This is a genomic window from Sphingosinicella xenopeptidilytica (genome assembly GCF_042676985.1).
Lineage (GTDB): Bacteria > Pseudomonadota > Alphaproteobacteria > Sphingomonadales > Sphingomonadaceae > Sphingosinicella > Sphingosinicella xenopeptidilytica.
Genome location: NZ_JBHTIK010000005.1, coordinates 815,433 through 833,776 on the forward strand (window position 1 = coordinate 815,433; position 18,344 = coordinate 833,776).

An 18,344-nucleotide genomic window follows, 5' to 3' on the forward strand; every position below is an offset into this window, starting at 1 on the left:
CCGCGCCGCCGCTGCGTTACCCCGAAGATGAAACGATGGGTACCCGTTCTCGGGTCTGGTCGTCTGGAAGAGGGATTTTGAATGTATCGTATCGGGTTCGATGTCGGCGGAACCTTTACCGATTTCACCATGCTGGATGAGGACGGCGGGTCGGTTCACTATTTCAAGGTGCCCTCCACGCCGCATGATCCGTCCGAAGCGATCGAAACGGGCCTCGCGGCACTTATCGACGTTCACAGCATCGATCCCGCGCGAATCCGCCATCTCGGCCATGGCACGACCGTGGCGACGAATATGGTGATCGAGCGCAAGGGTGCGCTGACCGGCCTCATCACGACCCGCGGTTTCCGCGATACGCTGGAGATCGGGCGGCAGACGCGGCCGCATCTTTACGACTATTCGATCAGCCGCCCGACACCGCTCGTCACCCGCGAACTGCGGCTGGAGGTCGACGAGCGCGTCCTGTCCGACGGTACGGTGGAAGTGCCGCTGAACGAGGAGCAGGTCGCGGAAGCCGCCCGGAAGCTCGGTGAGGCGGGCGTGGGCGCGGTCGTCATCTGCTTCCTGCACAGCTATCGTCGACCCGAGCATGAGCGCCGCGCTGCCGAGATCGTCCGCGCCATCCTGCCCAACGCCTACGTCAGCCTCTCGTCGAGTGTTCTCCCCGAGTTCCGGGAGTTCGAGCGTATGTCGACCACCGTGCTCAATGCCTACATGGGCCCGCGCATGGGGACGTACCTCGAGCGCCTGCTCGGCCGCGTTTCCGATCTCGGCATCACGGGCGAGCTCAACACGGTGCATTCGAACGGCGGCCTGATGTCGGTGCCGACGGTGCGCGAGATTCCGGTGCGCACCTGCGTTTCGGGTCCGGCCGCGGGCGTGATCGGCGCCGCGGAGATCGGTCAGGTCGCGAACTTCCCCAATCTCGTTACTTTCGACGTTGGCGGCACGTCGACGGACGTTTCGGTCATCGTCGGCGGCAAGCCGCTGTTCGCTTCTGACCGACTGGTCGCCGACTATCCGGTGAAGACGCCGATGATCGACATCCATGTGATCGGGGCCGGTGGCGGCAGCATCGCGGCGATCGACGATGCGGGCGCGCTCAAAGTCGGGCCGCGCAGTGCCGGGGCGGCGCCGGGGCCGGTCGCTTACGGGCGCGGCGGCACGGAGCCGACGATCACGGACGCCAACATCGTGCTCGGGCGGCTCGATCCGGTCGCGCTTCTGGAAGGCCGCCTGCCTGTGGACGCAGCGGCAGCGCGCAAGGCGATCGAGGAACAGATCGCCCAGCCGCTCGGCCTTTCGGTCGAGGAGGCAGCATACGGGATCCTTCGCATCGCGAACGCGAACATGAGCCGGGCAATCCGCTCGGTCTCCACCGAGCGTGGACACGACGTGCGCGATTTCGCGCTCTTCGCCTATGGCGGGGCGGGGCCGCTTCACGCCTGCGATCTGGCGCAGGATTGCGGCATCCGCACCGTGCTCGTGCCGCAGGAGCCGGGAACGCTGTGCGCGCGCGGCATCCTGCTCTCCGACATCAACATGGATTTCGTGCGCAGCGAACTCAGCATCGCCACGCCGGCGGCATGGTCGCGGGCGTGCGAGGTGCTTGCGGAGATGGAGGCCGAAGCCGCCGCATGGCTTAGCCGCGAAGGCGTTCCCGAAGCCGACACGGTGCTGCGGATCATGGTGGATGCCCGCTATGATGGCCAGAACTTCGAGGTTTCCGTGCCGCTGGACGGTGTGGACGCTGATGGTCTTGAGGACTTGATCGCCCGTTTCCGCCGCCAGCATGTGCAGGAGTACGGCTACGACGTCTCCGACCGGCCGGTCGAGATCGTGAACTGTCGCGTGCAGGCGATCGGGCGCGTGTCGCGCGTCCCCATCGCACCGCCGATCCCGGTGCCGGGTGTGGATGCGGTGAAGGGGCGCAGGCCGGTATACTTCGGCGAGCAGGGTTGGATCGAAACCTCGATCTACCGCCGGGGACAGCTTCCCATCGGCCGGACCTTCGCGGGGCCTGCGATCATCGAGGAAATGAGCTCCACGCTCATCGTGCGGCCAGGGCAGACCGTCACGGTCGATCCGGTCGGGAATCTCATCGTGTCGGTGTTCGAGTAGGAGGCGCGAAAGTGGCAAACATGGACGCTCAGATCACAAAGGCCGACGGCCAGCTTTTCGACCCGATCGCGATGGAGGTCTTCTCGAACCGCCTGCTTTCGATCACCGAGGACATGGGCAACCGCCTCGTACGCGCATCATTCTCGCCGAACATCAAGGAGCGGAAGGATTGCTCCGTGGCGATGTTCGACCGCAAGGGGCGGCTGATCGCGCAGGCGGCGCATATCCCGATGCACCTCGGCTCGCTTTCAGGGGGTGTCGAGACCGTGCTGGGCAAGTATGGCATCGAGAACGTGCGTGAGGGCGACGCCTTCATCTGCAACGACTCCTACCTCGCCGGCGGCACCCATGCGCCGGATATCACCATCGTCACGCCGATCTTCTGGGGCGGCGTCTGCCGCTTCTTCGCAGCGAACATCGGCCACCATTCCGATGTCGGCGGCACCTACCCGGGCTCCATATCGCCCACTGCGCGAACGGTGTTCGAGGAAGGTATCCGCATCCCGCTCGTCCGCATCGTCCGCGAAGGCGAACTCGACATGGGGATGATGACGCTGCTGGCGGAAAACAGCCGCGAACCAGCAGATCGTATCGCCGACCTCAAGGTGCAGATCGCGGCGAACGACCGCGGCGCGCAGTTGATGCTGGAGCTTGTCCGCCAGCTCGGCATCGATGCCGTGCAGCAGTCGATCGAAGATATTCTCTCCTACACGGCCCGTCGGCTGCGCAACCGCGTTGCCGCGCTGAAGGATGGTACGGGAAGCCATACAGCCTATCTCGACGACGATGGGTTCGGCGGAGATCCGGTGGCGATCAAGGCGACGCTGATCGTGGACGGCGATAACCTCACGGTCGATTTCGCGGGTTCCGGCCCGCAGTGCCGCGGCAGCTACAATATGCCTGAAAGCGCCATGCGCGCGAGCGTCTACTATGTCGTGAAGACAATGCTGGACCCGGAGCTGATGGCGAACGAGGGTATGTTCGATGCCATCAGCATCAAGCTGCCCGAGGGTACGATCACCAACCCCACCTTCCCGGCAGCGGTCGGTATGCGCTCCAACACCGCGCAGAGGGTTTCCGCGTCCATCATCGGCGCGTTCTCCCACTTCCTGCCGCGTGAGCGGGTGATGGCGTCGAGCAACGACGCCATGCCGGCGATGGTCTTTTCCGGGCGCAGTCGCAGACGCGCGGGCACCTATGTCTATGTCGAGACGATCGGTGGCGGTGCAGGTGCGCGCTTCGGGCACGACGGCGCCGACGGTACACACGTCCACATCACGAATTCCTCGAACCTGCCGGCCGAGGCGCTGGAAAACGAGTACCCGTTGGTGGTCGACGAATACAGCCTGATCACCGACAGTGGTGGCGCAGGCGAGTGGCGCGGTGGTATGGGCATTGCCCGGCAGATTCGCGCACTCGACGACGAGACGTTCTGCTACGCCTCCAGCGAAGGTACGATCATTCCCGCCGACGGCGTGTTCGGCGGCGGGAAGGGCGCTGTGGCGCACATCATTCGCGACAGGGGCACGGCTGCGGAGCAGGAAATCCCCGCGAACCAGCCGCGTCTCGTGCTTGCGCCAGGGCAATCGGTGCGCGTCGAGACGCCCGGCGGCGGCGGCTTTGGGCCGGCCGAGACGCGTGATGTCGCGGCAATCGCGGCGGACCTGCGCGCAGGGCGGGTGTCTCCATCCGCAGTGCGGGAAGCCTATGGTGAGGCAAAGGCGGCTCAGGCGGAGCAAATGCTGCTTTGATAACGTCACCCCGAAAGGGATGGCACGGGAGGGAATGACGGGCGTGCAAAAGGGACGGATCAGAGATTGGCTGGTGGTGCTGCTGTTGATGGCGGCGCTTATCCTGTCCTTTGTCGATCGCATCGCCCTGTCGTTGCTCGTCGATCCTATTCGTGCCGATCTCGGGATCAGCGATGCCGAAATCGGGTTGCTGCAGGGCATCGCGTTCGGCCTGTTTTTCGCTGTCATGGGGCTCCCGCTCGGATGGCTCGCCGATCGTTGGACGCGCAAGGGCACCATCATGCTCGGCGTTGCGCTTTGGTCCGCCGCCACTGCAGCTTGCGGCCTCTCCTCTAATTTCGTGCAGCTCCTGCTCGCGCGGATCGGTGTGGGTGCAGGGGAAGCGGCGCTGGCGCCCGCAAGCTACTCGATCGTCCACGATCGGTTCCCGAAAGAGCAGCTTGGGCGCGCGATCAGCCTGTTTCAGGTTGGCGGTGTCATCGGGGCGGGTCTGGCGCTCGTCATCACTGGTTATGTCTATCGTTACTTCTCGGATGGTGGAGGTGCGGGTCTACCTTTCGTTGCCGATCTTCGCCCGTGGCAGCAAACCTTCGTTGCCATCGCTGCGCCCGGTGCACTCTTCGTGGCGCTCATCGCGCTCATCAAGGAACCGGAACGTGTTCCGGGAGAGGCGGGAGAAGCCGGTGTGCGGGGCGAACAGAAGCTCGGTATGGTCGCGGCCGTGAAAGCTCGCGCCGCGCTTTATGTGCCGCTTTTCCTGGGCATGTCTGGGGTCATCATGACAAGCTACGCGCTTGTCTCGTGGATGCCCGCCGTTCTCGGCCGCGAGTTCGGCTGGTCCACCGATGAGGTCGGCGCGCGCTACGGCTTCACCGTTCTGCTCGCGAGCCCCGTTGGGCTCCTTGCCGGAGGCTGGCTGGCGGACGTTATCGTGCGCCGCGGTGCTGCGAATGCTCACGTGCGCGTGGCTGCACTTGCCGCGCTTATCGGCCTGCCCTTCGCCTTGCTGCTTTCCGTGCCGCAGGGTCCGTATGGACTGCTGCTGGTCGCGGCCGGGTTGCACTTCGCGGTGTCGATGCCGATGGGTGTGGTTCCGGCGTTCCTGCAGCTCGCGACGCCTCAGGATGCGCGGGCCCAAGTGTCCGGGCTCTACGTGCTGGTGATCAACGTCATCGGCCTTGGTCTCGGCCCCACGCTTGTTGGTGCGCTTTCCACGGGAATGGCGACCGATGCTGGCGATTTGCGCAGCGCGATGAGTCTTGTTGTCGGACCCGCCATGTTCGCATCGACAGCCGTCATGGCGCTGCTCGCGCGGGCGACCTGGTTCGGGCTCGGCGGAAGGTCCGTGCTGATGCCTGCCTATAAGAAATCGTGATCACTTACGATCGGTAAAAACAGTTTTTCAATTAAAACGGTAGAGAATACCGATTGATGGAACATGTCCAAAAAACTCGAACCGTCGAGGGGGGTAAGAAAATGACCAAATCCATTCTGAAATCAGCAAGTTCTCTTGGTGTGATGATCATGTTGGCGCCAATCGCTACCGCATTCGCTGCGGAGCCCGTTCCGGCTGGTGACGATGTTGTCACGAGCGGCGAGATTGTCGTCACGGCGCGACGGCGTGCTGAAAGCCTTCAGGATATTCCGCTGTCGGTGACGGCGTTTGATAGCGCGGCACTCGAAACCGCCGGTGTGAACAGCTTTCGCGACATAGCGCACCTGATGCCGGGCGTGCAGTTCACCGAACGTGGCAGCCTGTCAGCGCAGCTCACGATCCGCGGCGTTGGGGGTGATTCCCGTAACATCGGTATTGAGGCGGGTGTCGGCATGTATCTCGACGGCGTCTACATTCCGCGCACCTCAGGCTATAATGCAGATCTCGCGGAGATTTCACAGATCGAGGTACTGCGCGGGCCGCAGGGGACGCTTTTCGGCAAGAACACGATCGGCGGCGTGATCAATATCGTCACCAAGGAGCCGACGGATACCGTCGAGGGCACCGTCTACGCGAGCTACGGCAACTACGATGCAATGCGCACGCAGGCGAGTGGCCTTCCCCCTGAAAACTGGTCTGCTTTGAGAGTGAGAGTTTCGGCTATTTTGCGCTTGGAAGGAGCGAGGAATGGCACGGAAGAATTACACGGCAGAGCAGATTATTGGGATGTTGCGGGAGGCTGAGGTGCGGCTTTCCGGAGGTGAGAAGACGGGGTCGATATGTCGTGGCCTGGGTATCTCGGAGCAGAGCTATTATCGCTGGCGGCGTGAATATGGCGGGTTGAAGGTGACGCAGGCGGCTCGTCTGAAGTCGCTGGAGAAGGAGAATGCGCGGTTGCGCAAGGCGGTGTCCAACCTGACGCTGGATGCGCTGATCCTGAAGGAGGTCATTGAGGGAAAGTACTGAGCCCCTCGCGACGCCGTGCTGGCGTAGCCCATGCGTGTGCGGCGCTCGGTGTGTCCGAGCGTCGTGCATGCCGGGCCGTCGGCCAGCACCGTTCGACCCAGCGCCGTGTTGCACGACCACGATCCGATGAAAAGCGCCTGACGGCGGATATAGTCCGCCTGGCATCGCGTTACGGTCGATATGGCTATCGTCGGATCACAGCCTTGCTACGGCAGGAGGGTTGGACGGTGAACGCCAAGCGGGTCGAACGCATCTGGCGTCGCGAGGGGCTGAGATTACCAAAGAGGCAGCCGAAGCGCGGCCGTCTGTGGTTGAACGATGGCTCATGCGTACGACTGCGGCCGCGTTATCGTGGCCATGTCTGGAGTTACGACTTCGTCGCGGATCGAACCCATGATGGCAAAGCGTTCCGCATGCTGACGGTAATAGATGAACATAGCCGGGAGTGCCTGGCGATCCATGTGCAGCGCCAGCTCAAAAGCGATGATGTGCTGGCGGTACTCACCGATCTGTTCGTAAAATATGGCCCTCCGGCCCATATCCGGTCCGATAATGGCGCTGAGTTTACCGCCAATGCCGTGCGGGAGTGGCTGGGCAGGATCGGCGTGAAGACGCTCTACATCGAACCCGGATCGCCTTGGGAAAATGGCTACTGCGAAAGCTTTAACGGCAAGCTGCGCGATGAACTCCTCAACGGGGAGATCTTCTATACGCTCAGGGAGGCCCAGATCTTGGTCAGCCGTTGGCGCGAACACTATAATACCATCAGGCCGCACAGCTCGATCGGCTATCTGCCTCCGGCCCCGCAAGCCATCTTGCCTCGCCCTGCTGGTCTGCCCTACGCTTCGCTCCGGTCAGCCCACCACGGCGACCACGACCGCCGGAACTCTCTCTTATCCGGTGGACCCGCCTAATGGGGCAGGTCAATGTTCAACTCCAGAGTTCTATACGCGTCTTCCACCGTCGACTTCCAGGGTCTGACCGATCATGTAGCTCGCTTCCTTGCTGGCGAGGAAGCAGGCGACCGATGCCATCTCCTCGGGATCTGCCATGCGCCCGAGCGGGATATCGACTGTGCGCAGTTTCATATGTTCCTCGGCGCTATGTTCCGGTTTTTCGGCCGCGATCTCCTCGTACCTGAAGCGCAGCGACGGGGTGAGCGTCATGCCCGGCGAGAAGGCGTTCACCCGGATGTTGTCGGGTGCCAGCTCAAGAGCCAGAATCTTGGTGAACTCCACCAAGGCATATTTAGCCGACAGATACGCAGACATTCCCCGCACACCATAATGGGCAGACATGGTGTTCGTATTCACGATTGCCCCGCCACCGCTCCGGGCGATCAACGGCGCTGCCCATTTGCAGCACAGGAACACCGAGGTAAGGCTCGCCGCAAGTGTAAAATCCCAGTCGCTGCGGGAGAGTTGCGTGACGGGCGTGTGATTGATCGGACCCGCGCTTCGCCCGCCAGCAGCATTGTTGAACAGGAGGTTGAGTGCGCCAAACTGTGTCTCCACCTGGCGAATCATATCGGCTACCGCGTCCTCGTCTGTAAGATCGGCCTTAATCGCCAGGCCGGTTCCACCAGCCGCGTTCACCCGCTCGGCCACGGCTTGCAGTTCGTCCCAGGAAGCGAGCTTCCGTCTCGGTGCCTCCGGATCGTCATGGCAAATATCCACCACGGCGACCGATGCGCCACTACGCGCGAGCTTGAGCGCGATCGCCTCGCCGATCCCGCCCTCTCCGCCTGCACCCGTAACAATGGCTACACTTCCCTCAAAACTCATCTTTATCTCCCCGAGCTAAACCTTCTTGACAATTTTGCTCACACATTGCCGTCGCGCTCTGCGATCAAACTCGCGGTGGTGCATTGTCCGTCATCGCTTTCAGCGGGTATCTGACGCCGAGCAGAGCAACCCTAGGGCGGTTCCGCCGCTTCTAATACAGCGAAATCATTATGGCATTGATACGCATCGCTATGCAGGTTTCACCGTGTCACCGGCCGAGCGGGCAACGGGACGCTCACCGCGTCAAAATCGCTCTTATCCGTTTGAAAACCCGGCTGCGCTTATCGGCCACATAAGATTTTCATGCGTGTTTTTCGCCTGAGAGACTGGTAGGTTTCTCTGCGGAGTGAGGGGTGGACACAACAATGATCAGGAAAAGCAAGGTTTCCGCAAGATCTTCTTGGTCGGTGTGAACTGATGGCTCCTTGGCGGGTAAGTCGGTCCACACCCTTCAATTCGTGGGCCGCGCCACGTTCCAGACCTATCAGTCGATTGGTTCGATCAAAATGACTCAACGTAAGCTGACGTTCGGCCGATGGGGCGTGACCGCGACCCTTTCGATCTGCTTTTTCATGTCCTATGTTGATCGCTTGATCCTTGGGCTTCTGGTCGAACCGGTTAAGGCCACTTTCCAGGCCAGCGACATTCAGATTGGGCTGCTTTTTGGTGCGACATTCGGTGTCGTCTATGCTCTTGCTGGTATTCCCATTGGCTTTGTAGTTGATAGAGGCAATCGGAAATGGCTCGTGGTCTGTGGCTTGACCGTCTGGAGCTTGCTGACGGTTTTAGCGGGATTTGCAACTGCGCTGCAATGGTTGTTCATTTGCAGGATCGGAGTAGCAATCGGCGAGGCAACCTTGTCTCCTGCCGCCACGTCGATCATTTCGGATTTATTTTCTCCAAAGACAAGAGCCCTTCCGATTTCTGTTTTCTTCGCATCCGGCATGATAGGTGCTGGCGGCTCGTTCATCGTCGGGGGCGCGGTGGTTGCTGCAATGACCGCATTGATTGCATCGGGAATGATGCCGAGCTGGGCTGAACCCTGGCGCTTGACGTTCATCGCGGTCGGCGTACCCGGCCTTCTGCTCGCGATGCTTATGATATTCGTGATACGCGAGCCGAAAAGAACCGGGGTCGATGCGAATGACAAGGCTTCTGGGGTGCGGGAGTTGCTGTCCCTGGTTACAGGCCGATGGTGGGGCATGGGGGCGTTTTTTCTTGCGATGGCCTTTTCACAGCTCGCGCCTGCATCGATCGCCGCGTGGGTGCCGACCATCCTGCAGCGCGATTATGGCTATAGCATCGCTGAAGCCGGTTTGACGCTCGGGCTGACTCAACTCGTCACGGCGCCTACCGGCCAAATTATCCTTGGCGCGCTCGCCGGTGCCCTGTTCAGACGGCTGCAACGAGGTGTAGCATTCGTCCTTGTCTGTGCGATTGCCATCACGGCAGCGACGCTTGTCTATGCTATGCTGCCTCTGGCTGCTAACTCGGCGCAACTACTCGTCTTTTTGGGTGTCGCGATATTTTCGTCAATCGGCATCACATCCATTCCGCCGATCGCGGTCGGTCTGCTCTTGCCAAATCGCATGCGCGGTTCATCGATCGCCGCTTACTATCTCGTGATTGCGCTTCTAGGAGTTGGCGTGGGCCCGGTGTTGCTCCCCTGGATCGCCAGCTTCATGCCGGAGGGGCCTGGAACTTACGCGCGAGCAATGGCCCTGATGGGGGGATTTAGCGGCGTGGCGTCGTTGGTCCTGTGTATCGTCGCTATGGTCGGCTTGCGTCGTCGCGTAGAGACGCAGGTGTCCGGCGAGGACTATGGCGACCAGGCCGAGGTCAGGCCTGCGAACGCGTGAAGTCTTTCGCACGCAAATTCCGGGCCTGCCGGTCGAGCCTGGGCCAGCTATTCACAAGAAGCTCCCCGGAGCCGAAATTACGTTGAGGGGCGGACCCAAATACCCGGCATCATTGCCGTCGTGGCGCTGGTGTACGTAGCGACGAGGCTCCTGAGCCCATTTCGCCACGCTTGCTCCGCACAGCCTAAAAATGTCTGAAGTTTTGGATTGCGCATCGGGCGAAGTGTTGCGCCAAGGCACCGTCATCAACCAGCATGAGCTTATCGACGGCATAAGGGTTTCGTGCCTGTTTTTCGTCGCGCGCATTGATAGGTTTCCTCTCCAGAGAGGATCGCCATGGAAGAATTGGGGTCACTGGGTCATGCCCAGCGCAAAATCCGCGTTGAACTCGGTCAGTTGAAGCTTTTTGCCAAGGCGATCGGCGAAACAAATCCAATCTATTTCGAGGCGGCGGCGGCCGAGGCCGCCGGTCTGCCGGCCCCGTTGGCGCCGCCTACCTTCTCCTATTCGTTGGCTCTCCTGGCCTTCGATTCCGAAAGCTTGTCAGAATGCCTCGGCATCGATCGCGCCCGGCTGCTCCACGGCGAGCAGACTTTCGAATATTTTGAACCTGTTTATGCCCAGGACGTGCTCTTGCTACGGCGCAACGTCGTGGACCGGTATGAAAAGAAGGGCGGCAAACTTTCGTTCGTCGTCATCGACACCGAAGCCACCAACCAGCGAAACGAACTCTGCGTCCGATCGCGGATGGTTGGCGTCATTCAAAATCCATGACGCGGGTCCAGAAAGGCTTTATGTCTGAAGATACTCTGCCGAAGTCGCCGGTACCTTTATCCGCTGGCGCCTTCAGCCGGGCACAGCTCGCGCTATTCGCTGGTGGCTCGGGTGACCACAATCCTATCCATATCGATATCGATGTTGCCAAAGAAAAAGGCTTCGATGACGTCATTGTGCCGGGAATGCTTGTCATGGCGCAATTGGGTAGACAACTCAGTGATTGGGCGGGACCGTCCGGCATTCGGCGTTGGAATGTACGATTCATGTCTATCACGCCCGTTTTGTCTTCAGCCACATGTTTCACGGAAGTCCGCGGAGAGGTCGAGTTCGCCGGGGAAATCTGTCTTCGGGTCGCTTTGTGGGCCGAGGTCGAGGGCGTGGGCGAGGTCGTGCGAGGCGAAGCAATCGTGTCGAAACGACAAATATCGAAAAGGAAATTTGCGTGAGCGCGGCGGGGCGACTTCAGAACAAGGTGGCCATCGTCACGGGCGCGGCGTCCGGCATAGGAGCGGCGATCTCTGAACTTTTCGCGCAACAGGGTGCGCGTGTCATCCTCGCGGATGTGTCTGCCCAAGGGCAGGTGTATGCGCAAACTCTTGGGCCCGCAGCACGGTTCGTTCGTCATGATGTGGCCGATGAGGAAGGATGGCGGGCGCTTACTGATGACGTCCTCGAGCGGGAAGGGCGGCTCGACATTCTCGTGAACAATGCGGGCATCGGCAATGCGCCGCATCCATCGACCCCGGATGTCGGGCTTCTAGACGATTGGCGACAGATGCAGCGCGTGAATGGCGAGGGAACGTTTCTCGGGTGCAAATATGGGATCGCCGCAATGCGCACATCGGGCGGCGGGTCGATCATTAACATGTCGTCCATAGCTTCGGCGACGCCGACTGCAATGAATGCAGCTTATGGGTTCTCCAAAGCAGGAGTCGCTCAGTTCACGCGGTCGGTCGCACAGTTCGGCGCGCCGCTACGCATCCGGTGCAACTCCGTCCACCCCGGCTACACCGCAACACCGATCTTGCAGGGACTTTTCGACAAGATCGAGCAGGATATGGAAATCCCCGCCGAAAAGGCACGCCAGAAGTTGGAGGACCTCGTCCCGCTCGGACGCCTGGGCGAGGCATCGGACGTGGCATATGGCGTTCTCTATTTTGCTTCTGAAGAATCCCGCCACGTCACCGGAGCACAGCTCGTCATTGATGGCGGCTCTACGCTCGGCAAGCCGGCCATGACAATTGGTGAGTGAAGTATCGCTGTCGAAGACAGTGCAGAACGGCAGGGCATAAGGCCAGCAGGCGGTTGAAGGAGAACCAGGAACTGGTTCGGCTTTCACGCGACCTCAAATCTGAACGAAGGAGAGCCGCAAGTGGCTATGACATTGATAAAAAAAAGCGCTGATGTCGAGCGATGCGGCGCCGGATAGGGTCGCCAGACCGTAACTAAACTCAAGTTCGCAACAGCAAGTATTGTTCTCGAGATTCTCGAAGGGTTCTCGATGGAAACGTGCTCATAAATCTTTCGGATTCAGCGCAGCTAATTAGGTGTCTGTATGGAAAATAGTCAGGCTGTCGAGGCCGCAAATCTCATTGCTTCTCTCTATCGTGGCGAGCTCTCGCTGGAGAGGTTACCGGAATCCTGCCGTCCGCAATCCATCGCCGACGCACAGCAAATCCTCAACGAGCTGGCTGGCAGCCTGGGCCGTCCCGTACAGGGCTATAAGTGCTATTTCCCCTTCAAGGCGACGCAGCCGAACCTGTTCGCGCCGATCTTCAACATCTTGCCCAGCGGCGCAGCAATTACGCCAGAGGTTGCGAATCTTCATCTCATCGAGCCCGAAATCCTCTTTCGGGCCGAGCGCGATCTGCCGCCCCGCGACGAACCCTATAGCTATGAGGAGGTTGCAAGCGCGTTTGTGGCCGTGCCGGCCTTCGAGTTTCTAGCAACGCGCTTCAGCGGCGACTTTACAAGCCTGCTTGGACAGAAGGACCCGCAGATTTATGCCGACAATACGCTGAGCGGAGGCTTTGTCGTCGGCCAGGCCAATCCGAACTGGCGTGCTCTCGACTTCCTGAGGATGCGGATCGTCACGACCTTCGGCGGCAAGGTCGTTTCCGATGAGACGGGGGGGCATCCGGTAAAGGATCCGTTCATCCTCATCTACGTTGGTGTCAATCTGCTTCGGTCTTTGCAAGGTGTCAAAAAAAATCAGGTCCTGGCGACGCTCTCTCCGACGGGACTCCTCACTGCCGAGAAAGGTGTCGAGATCGTCGCAGAGTTCGAAGGTTTCGGTAGGGTCGAGACCTCTTACGCATTCTGAATCACAGCAATATCATGGTGGAATTGATGGATTTGCAGGGCAAGACCGCGATTGTTACTGGCGGCGGCACCGGGATTGGTGAAGCCGTATCGTTGAAACTTGCGGCGCGAGGCGCCAATGTGATCATCAATTATCGATCGAGTGCCATGGAAGCAGAAGAGGCTGCCGAGCGCTGCCAGCGGCTTGGCGTCAAAGCGGTCGCTGCCAAGGGCGATGTGGGTGAGGACCGAGATTGCCGGGCACTCGCGCACATTGCGCAAGAGCTCGGCGGATCGATCGACATGCTGGTCAACAATGCCGGCACTACCAAATTTGCCGCGCATTCCGATCTAGACGCGCTTTCGGCAGATGACTTCCTCTCGATCTATCGCACCAATCTAGTCGGTGCTTATCAGATGATTCGAGCAGTGACGCCTGCCATGAAAGCGGCGGGGAGGGGATCTGTCGTCAATATCGCCTCAATCGCGGGCCTGTTTGGCGGCGGATCTTCGACTGCTTATTCCTCATCAAAAGGTGCACTGATCAATCTCACGAAAACGATGGCGCGTGCCCTGGCACCGACAATCAGAGTGAATGTCGTCTGCCCGGGTTTCATCGCGACTCGCTGGTACGAGAACCGGCTTCCGCCGGCGGAATATCAGGCTCTTTTACGGCGTATGATCGATGTTCTGCCGCTCAGGCACTCTGGAACGGCCGAGGAAGTCGCCGATGGCGTCATATTTCTGCTGGCAGAAGGCGCCAATCTGGTGACGGGAGAGACCCTCATCATGGACAGCGGCGCCCATTTGGAACTTGCCATGTCGCGTGCCGGTGCTGCCGCTTCAGTGGTTAAACATCCATTAGAGTGACCGCCGGCCACTCGCCGGATGCGACTTTCGGCTTCATGGTCTCGCGCAAGAGCGTGTCAAACACGTCGATCGCGGCCGTCCTCGGACGCGTCTTCAATCGGCCGAAGGTCCAGACCGTTGTCAGTCCTTCGATGCGGGTGGCTTTAACATTGTGGCCGCGCAGGGTCAGTGCACATCCGGGCATCACGACATATCCAAGGCCGGCTTCGACCAGATCAAGTAGCATCGAAGAACTCGTCTCGATGACAGTGTTCACCGTGAGACCGTGACGGGACAGCCTCTGGTGCATGCGCTTGAGGCTCACGGTGGCATTGTGCTGACGGATGATCGGCCTGTATGCAAGCTCAGTCATCGGCACATGGTCAATATCGCGCAGATCGGAGTCCATCGGCCCAAAAAGGAAACGGTTGTCGTTGGCCAGAACACGTGTCTCGATCTCAGCGTCATCCTCCAACAAAGTAAGGACCGCAGCGTCGATATATCGTGATTTGAGCATTCCCTCGAGGGTTTCGCTGGAGTCGATGATGCATCTAATGCGGACATCAGGATGTAACTCGCGAAAACGGGCAAGCACCTCCACGGCCATTTGTGACCATGCATATGGCAAGCCGACCGACAATGAGCCTTGCGGCTGTGTTTCGCGCGCTGCCAGCTCATCCGCAAGATCTTCGATCTGGGCGATCAGAATTGCTGCCCGCTCGGTAACGAGACGTCCCGCTTCGGTCAGCTGGACACCGCGTCCATGGCGCATCAGAAGCTTCGCCTGCAGCTCGTCTTCCAGCAAGGCGATATGGCGCGTAAGTGCGGGCTGGGTGAGATGCAATTCGGCGGCAGCACGCGTTACGTTGCCGTACTCGGCGACTTTGAGGAAATAGCGCAAGCTTCGGATGTTCACAGACGTCCCCCTCCTTTTCTCGTCACGATAACCGATCCGGTATAAAAGAAAATCATGTTTCTTACCTTATAGGTCGATGGTTGCTGCTGGGGGGCAAGAATTCACCAGGGCAAAAAACACTCAGCATATCCAAATGCAGCGACTTTTCGGCATTTGGCATGGAGATTTCGGGATTCGGCCAATCAACCCGGCTTGGGGCATGGCTTCGATCACGAATTTCGATGTGGTTCCATGTCCGGGCAGGCCATAGCCTAGGGGCTCAATTGATTAGTCGTAGAGAGATCGCCGCCATGGTCGAAATGTCGTCGGAATATAAATATATACTCATCGACCAGCCGATGCCATTCGTTCAACGTATTACGCTCAACAGACCCGAGAAGCGAAACGCGATGAGCAATGATCTCAGGATCGAGCTCTTCAAGGCTTTGGAAGTCGCGGACGTCGACGATAAGGTCCGTGTCATCATCTTGCGAGGTGCGGGTAAATGTTTCTCGTCGGGCTACGATCTTTCTTTCAAGCGCGACAACTGGCCCTATCATACCTCACGGGGTATTGGCCTTTGGTCGCGTCATGTGGTCGAAGGTTGCTTTCGCATCTGGGATCTCGCCAAGCCTGTTATTGCGCAGGTGCACGGCTACTGCCTGGCTGGCGGGACTGAGCTCGCTTCCTCCTGTGACCTCGTGTACGTAGCCGAGGATGCCCAGATCGGCTATCCGCCGGTTCGGATGATGAGCCCGCCCGATAATCAGATCTTTCCCTGGTTAATGGGCATGCGACGTGCAATGGAAATGATGCTTACGGGTGACTATCTGACGGGCCTCGAGGCCGTCGAAGCGGGCTTCGCCAATCGAGCCTTTGCCCTAGACAGTCTGGAGGCCGGGGTGCTCACCATGGCCGAGCGGCTGACGAAGGTGCCACCGGCGCTACAGCAGATGAATAAACGCGCGGTTCACAGGCAGATGGAGATTATGGGAATTCGAGCGGGCGTACGCGCCGGTGCCGAGATTCAGGCCCAAGCCATCTTCATCCCGGAAGTGAAGGAATATTACGATTCCCTGCGCAAAAACATCACCGAAGCGCTGGATGCCCGCGACGGAAAATACGGTGATTATCGGACGACCAATAAGTCTGAATAGTATTGTGGCGGCCGCGTGCTGGCCGGAGTTCAACGACCGGATGATGCAGGATCAAAGACGATGACCACCCGTATTCCGCTTCTCGACGTCGAGGCGCTGGAAGGGCCTGTGGGCGACGCATTGCGAGGTCGGCGCAGTAAACTCAACATTGTGGCCATGATGGCCCACGCGCAGGGTTGTGTCGTCCAGCAGCTGCAGCTTGGGCGCGCCGTCAACAGCGAGCAGGATCTCGACCCGCTCTCGCGGGAACTCCTTATCCTGCTCACGGCCCATCTGGAGGATGGCGAGTATGTTTGGCGCCAGCATGTTCCGATCGCTATCCAGCATGGTGCTTCGCGTGAGAAAATAAGCGCGCTGGAGAAAGGTGATATAGCTTCCAAGGCATTCAGTCCCGACGAGCGAGCGCTGCTGGTTTACGGTGCCCAGGTGGTGCGCGGCGGAGCGGTTGATGAAGTCACCTTTCGCGCGGCGGCGAGGCGCTATTCTCATCGTGAGCTCGTCGAGGCGATCCTGGCGATCGGCTATTACATGACCATGAATCGCATCACCTCGGCGACACTCACGCCGCTCGAGGCGCCGGATGTTGAGCAACCGCCGAGCCTGGACAGGCAGCCGGGAACTGTCGCTCGCTGAGCCTCGGGGAGACGTCATCAGATCTCCGGCGATATTGGCGCTGTTGAGCAGCACTCGCGGCGACCTTCAAGTATGCGTGAACGAGAGAGACTGTCATGTTAATGCCCATGGGCGATATCCCGGAGTTTCATGCGAACCGCCTTGGCGGCGAGCGGTTGGCCGTTCTTCACGGCGACGACCGCCTGACCTGGGGTGAATTGGCGCGACGGGTGACGAGGCGCGCCAATGCGTTGCTGGCGCGCGGAGTGGCCAAGGACGATATTGTCGCCATCAGTCTTCCAAACTGCAATGCGCTCTACGAGCTCGCCTTTGCCTGCTGGAAAGTGGGCGCGACCCCGTCGCTGCTCTCCCATCGCTTGCCGCCGCAAGAGTTCAGCGCAATCCTCGATATTGTGCGGCCGAAGGTGGTCTTTGCATCGAATCCCGACATTCTCACTGTGAGCTCGGCCCTGCCGTCCTCCTTTGGTCTGAGCGAGGGAGAAGATTTGCCGGTCGAAGCTGTCGTCGGTACCTATTGGAAAGCTATGACGTCGGGCGGCTCGACGGGCCGCCCCAAGGTCATTATTGATCATCAGCCCGGGGCCGTTGATCCCTTCGCGCCGCTCTTGAACGTGCCGCAGGACAAATCCGTCCTGAATCCCGGGCCACTCTACCATAATGCGCCTTTCCGCTTCACCGTCGGCGCTTTGCATCGTGGTAACTGCGTCGTGAGCATGACGAAGTTCGACGCCGAGGAGGCTCTCAAACTGATCGATCGGCACAGCATAGCGTGGGCAATGATGGTGCCTACCATGATGAGCCGGATCTGGCGCCTGCCTGATGACGTGCGGGCGCGCTACGATCTCTCGTCGCTCCAAGCCGTGTGGCACAGCGCAGCACCGATGCCTGCATGGCTCAAGGACGCCTGGATCGAATGGATCGGTGCTGAGAAGGTCTGGGAAATCTACGGTGGCACCGAACGCCAGGGCAACACGATCCTCGACGGTGCCGAGTGGCAAACCCATCGAGGCTCGGTCGGGCGCGCCTTTAACTGCTCCATCCGCATTCTTGATGATAGCGGGCGGGAACTGACTACTGGCGAGATCGGGGAAGTTTTCATGCGACCTGACGCGGGCGCAGGCCAGACCTATCATTATCTGGGCGCCACGCCCAGGATTGCCGCCGACGGCTATGAGTCGATAGGGGACTTTGGCTGGCTTGACGAAGACGGCTATCTGTTTCTTGCCGACCGTCGAACTGACCTCATCATCAGCGGCGGAGCCAATATATACCCGGCTGAGGTGGAGAGTGTGCTGATGGAGCACCCGGACGTCGATACCGCCGTGGTGATTGGTATACCTCACGAAGATATGGGCGTCGTACCGCATGCAATCATCAAACGGACAGTGTGTGGTGCGGTGCTCGAGGAGGAGGCGCTTTCGAGGTTCGTCGAGCAGCGGCTGACGCGATCCAAAACGCCACGCTCCTACGAGTTTACAAACGACGACCTCCGCGATGATGCCGGAAAGGTGCGCCGGGCGGAACTGCGCGCTCGGGCGCTGAACCGCCTCGCTGCATCCTGAAGAATGAGCAAGGCGCTTATGGCGCTCCCGCCAACTGCAGGATTTTTCAAACAATAGTTCTGGAGTGCTTCAATAGGCGATTGCGATCTCGACTATTCGACGCGAGAACAGGAAGGGTGTTGCTTGCGCAGGCAGTTCGCATAACCGCTTCTCTGCCTGCCATACACGAAGCTGGCAGAAAACCACTGCGGCGGGCTATGTGTTCTGAATAAGCACCTTGGACCCCATTTAGCGATCCAGCCCGGACAGGAGCT

General features: G+C 59.9%; 16 protein-coding genes. 14 read left to right on the top strand and 2 right to left on the bottom strand.

The features are described 5' to 3' along the window. Nucleotides 1-81: 81 nt before the first annotated feature. From ACFQ00_RS11615 to ACFQ00_RS11635, 5 genes are all read left to right on the top strand, one after another. On the top strand, nt 82-2,121 hold the full coding sequence (locus ACFQ00_RS11615; RefSeq protein WP_381490693.1) for a hydantoinase/oxoprolinase family protein: 2,040 nt from the start codon (nt 82-84) through the stop codon (nt 2,119-2,121). Nucleotides 2,122-2,141: 20 nt separating this feature from the next. Beyond that, on the top strand, nt 2,142-3,872 hold the full coding sequence (locus ACFQ00_RS11620; RefSeq protein WP_381490696.1) for a hydantoinase B/oxoprolinase family protein: 1,731 nt from the start codon (nt 2,142-2,144) through the stop codon (nt 3,870-3,872). Between the two features lie 34 nt (nt 3,873-3,906). Then, nucleotides 3,907-5,247 (top strand): MFS transporter, encoded by a 1,341-nt coding sequence (locus tag ACFQ00_RS11625; RefSeq protein ID WP_381490698.1) that lies wholly within the window; start codon nt 3,907-3,909, stop codon nt 5,245-5,247. A gap of 101 nt (nt 5,248-5,348) precedes the next feature. Next, entirely contained in the window at nt 5,349-6,050 is a 702-nt protein-coding gene (locus ACFQ00_RS11630) for a TonB-dependent receptor (protein ID WP_381490701.1), read from the top strand. Continuing rightward, a protein-coding gene (locus tag ACFQ00_RS11635) for an IS3 family transposase (RefSeq protein ID WP_381490704.1) occupies nt 5,995-7,187 on the top strand; the annotation gives its coding sequence in 2 pieces (ribosomal slippage) (nt 5,995-6,259 and nt 6,259-7,187; 1,194 coding nt in all). The genes ACFQ00_RS11630 and ACFQ00_RS11635 overlap by 56 nt, the downstream gene beginning before the upstream one ends. A 30-nt stretch (nt 7,188-7,217) precedes the next feature. Here ACFQ00_RS11635 and ACFQ00_RS11640 read toward each other — a convergent pair. Continuing rightward, nucleotides 7,218-8,057 (bottom strand): SDR family NAD(P)-dependent oxidoreductase, encoded by an 840-nt coding sequence (locus ACFQ00_RS11640; protein WP_381490707.1) that lies wholly within the window; start codon nt 8,055-8,057, stop codon nt 7,218-7,220. A gap of 425 nt (nt 8,058-8,482) precedes the next feature. On the opposite strand from ACFQ00_RS11640, the gene ACFQ00_RS11645 reads away from it, so the two are divergent. The 6 genes from ACFQ00_RS11645 (at nt 8,483) to ACFQ00_RS11670 (ending at nt 13,864) form a co-directional block, all read left to right on the top strand. Further along, nucleotides 8,483-9,916 carry an MFS transporter gene (locus ACFQ00_RS11645; RefSeq protein WP_381490710.1) on the top strand — a complete coding sequence of 478 codons (1,434 nt, stop codon included), beginning with the start codon at nt 8,483-8,485 and terminating at the stop codon, nt 9,914-9,916. Between the two features lie 336 nt (nt 9,917-10,252). Then, on the top strand, nt 10,253-10,690 hold the full coding sequence (locus tag ACFQ00_RS11650) for a MaoC family dehydratase N-terminal domain-containing protein (protein WP_381490713.1): 438 nt from the start codon (nt 10,253-10,255) through the stop codon (nt 10,688-10,690). 20 nt (nt 10,691-10,710) lie between these two features. Then, nucleotides 10,711-11,139, top strand: coding sequence for a MaoC/PaaZ C-terminal domain-containing protein (locus ACFQ00_RS11655; RefSeq protein WP_381490716.1), 429 nt, complete (start codon nt 10,711-10,713; stop codon nt 11,137-11,139). Continuing rightward, the gene (locus ACFQ00_RS11660; protein WP_381490719.1) at nt 11,136-11,945 is read left to right on the top strand and encodes an SDR family oxidoreductase; all 810 of its coding nucleotides are present in this window, start codon (nt 11,136-11,138) and stop codon (nt 11,943-11,945) included. Before ACFQ00_RS11655 ends, ACFQ00_RS11660 begins: the two co-directional genes overlap by 4 nt. A gap of 303 nt (nt 11,946-12,248) precedes the next feature. Beyond that, on the top strand, nt 12,249-13,016 hold the full coding sequence (locus tag ACFQ00_RS11665) for a hypothetical protein (RefSeq protein ID WP_381490722.1): 768 nt from the start codon (nt 12,249-12,251) through the stop codon (nt 13,014-13,016). Between the two features lie 14 nt (nt 13,017-13,030). Further along, nucleotides 13,031-13,864, top strand: a complete 834-nt coding sequence (locus tag ACFQ00_RS11670) for an SDR family NAD(P)-dependent oxidoreductase (RefSeq protein WP_381490725.1) — start codon at nt 13,031-13,033, stop codon at nt 13,862-13,864. On the opposite strand, the gene ACFQ00_RS11675 is transcribed toward ACFQ00_RS11670, so the two are convergent. Then, nucleotides 13,845-14,759: a LysR family transcriptional regulator gene (locus tag ACFQ00_RS11675; RefSeq protein ID WP_381490728.1), complete on the bottom strand. Its 915-nt coding sequence runs from the start codon at nt 14,757-14,759 to the stop codon at nt 13,845-13,847. The genes ACFQ00_RS11670 and ACFQ00_RS11675 overlap by 20 nt on opposite strands. Before the next feature lie 290 nt (nt 14,760-15,049). Here ACFQ00_RS11675 and ACFQ00_RS11680 point away from each other — a divergent pair, with 290 nt between their 5' ends. From ACFQ00_RS11680 to ACFQ00_RS11690, 3 genes are all read left to right on the top strand, one after another. Further along, nucleotides 15,050-15,895, top strand: coding sequence for an enoyl-CoA hydratase-related protein (locus tag ACFQ00_RS11680; RefSeq protein WP_381490731.1), 846 nt, complete (start codon nt 15,050-15,052; stop codon nt 15,893-15,895). A gap of 60 nt (nt 15,896-15,955) precedes the next feature. After that, nucleotides 15,956-16,528 (top strand): carboxymuconolactone decarboxylase family protein, encoded by a 573-nt coding sequence (locus tag ACFQ00_RS11685; protein ID WP_381490734.1) that lies wholly within the window; start codon nt 15,956-15,958, stop codon nt 16,526-16,528. Nucleotides 16,529-16,623: 95 nt separating this feature from the next. Continuing rightward, nucleotides 16,624-18,090: an AMP-binding protein gene (locus tag ACFQ00_RS11690; RefSeq protein WP_381490737.1), complete on the top strand. Its 1,467-nt coding sequence runs from the start codon at nt 16,624-16,626 to the stop codon at nt 18,088-18,090. The last annotated feature ends 254 nt before the right edge of the window (nt 18,091-18,344 follow it).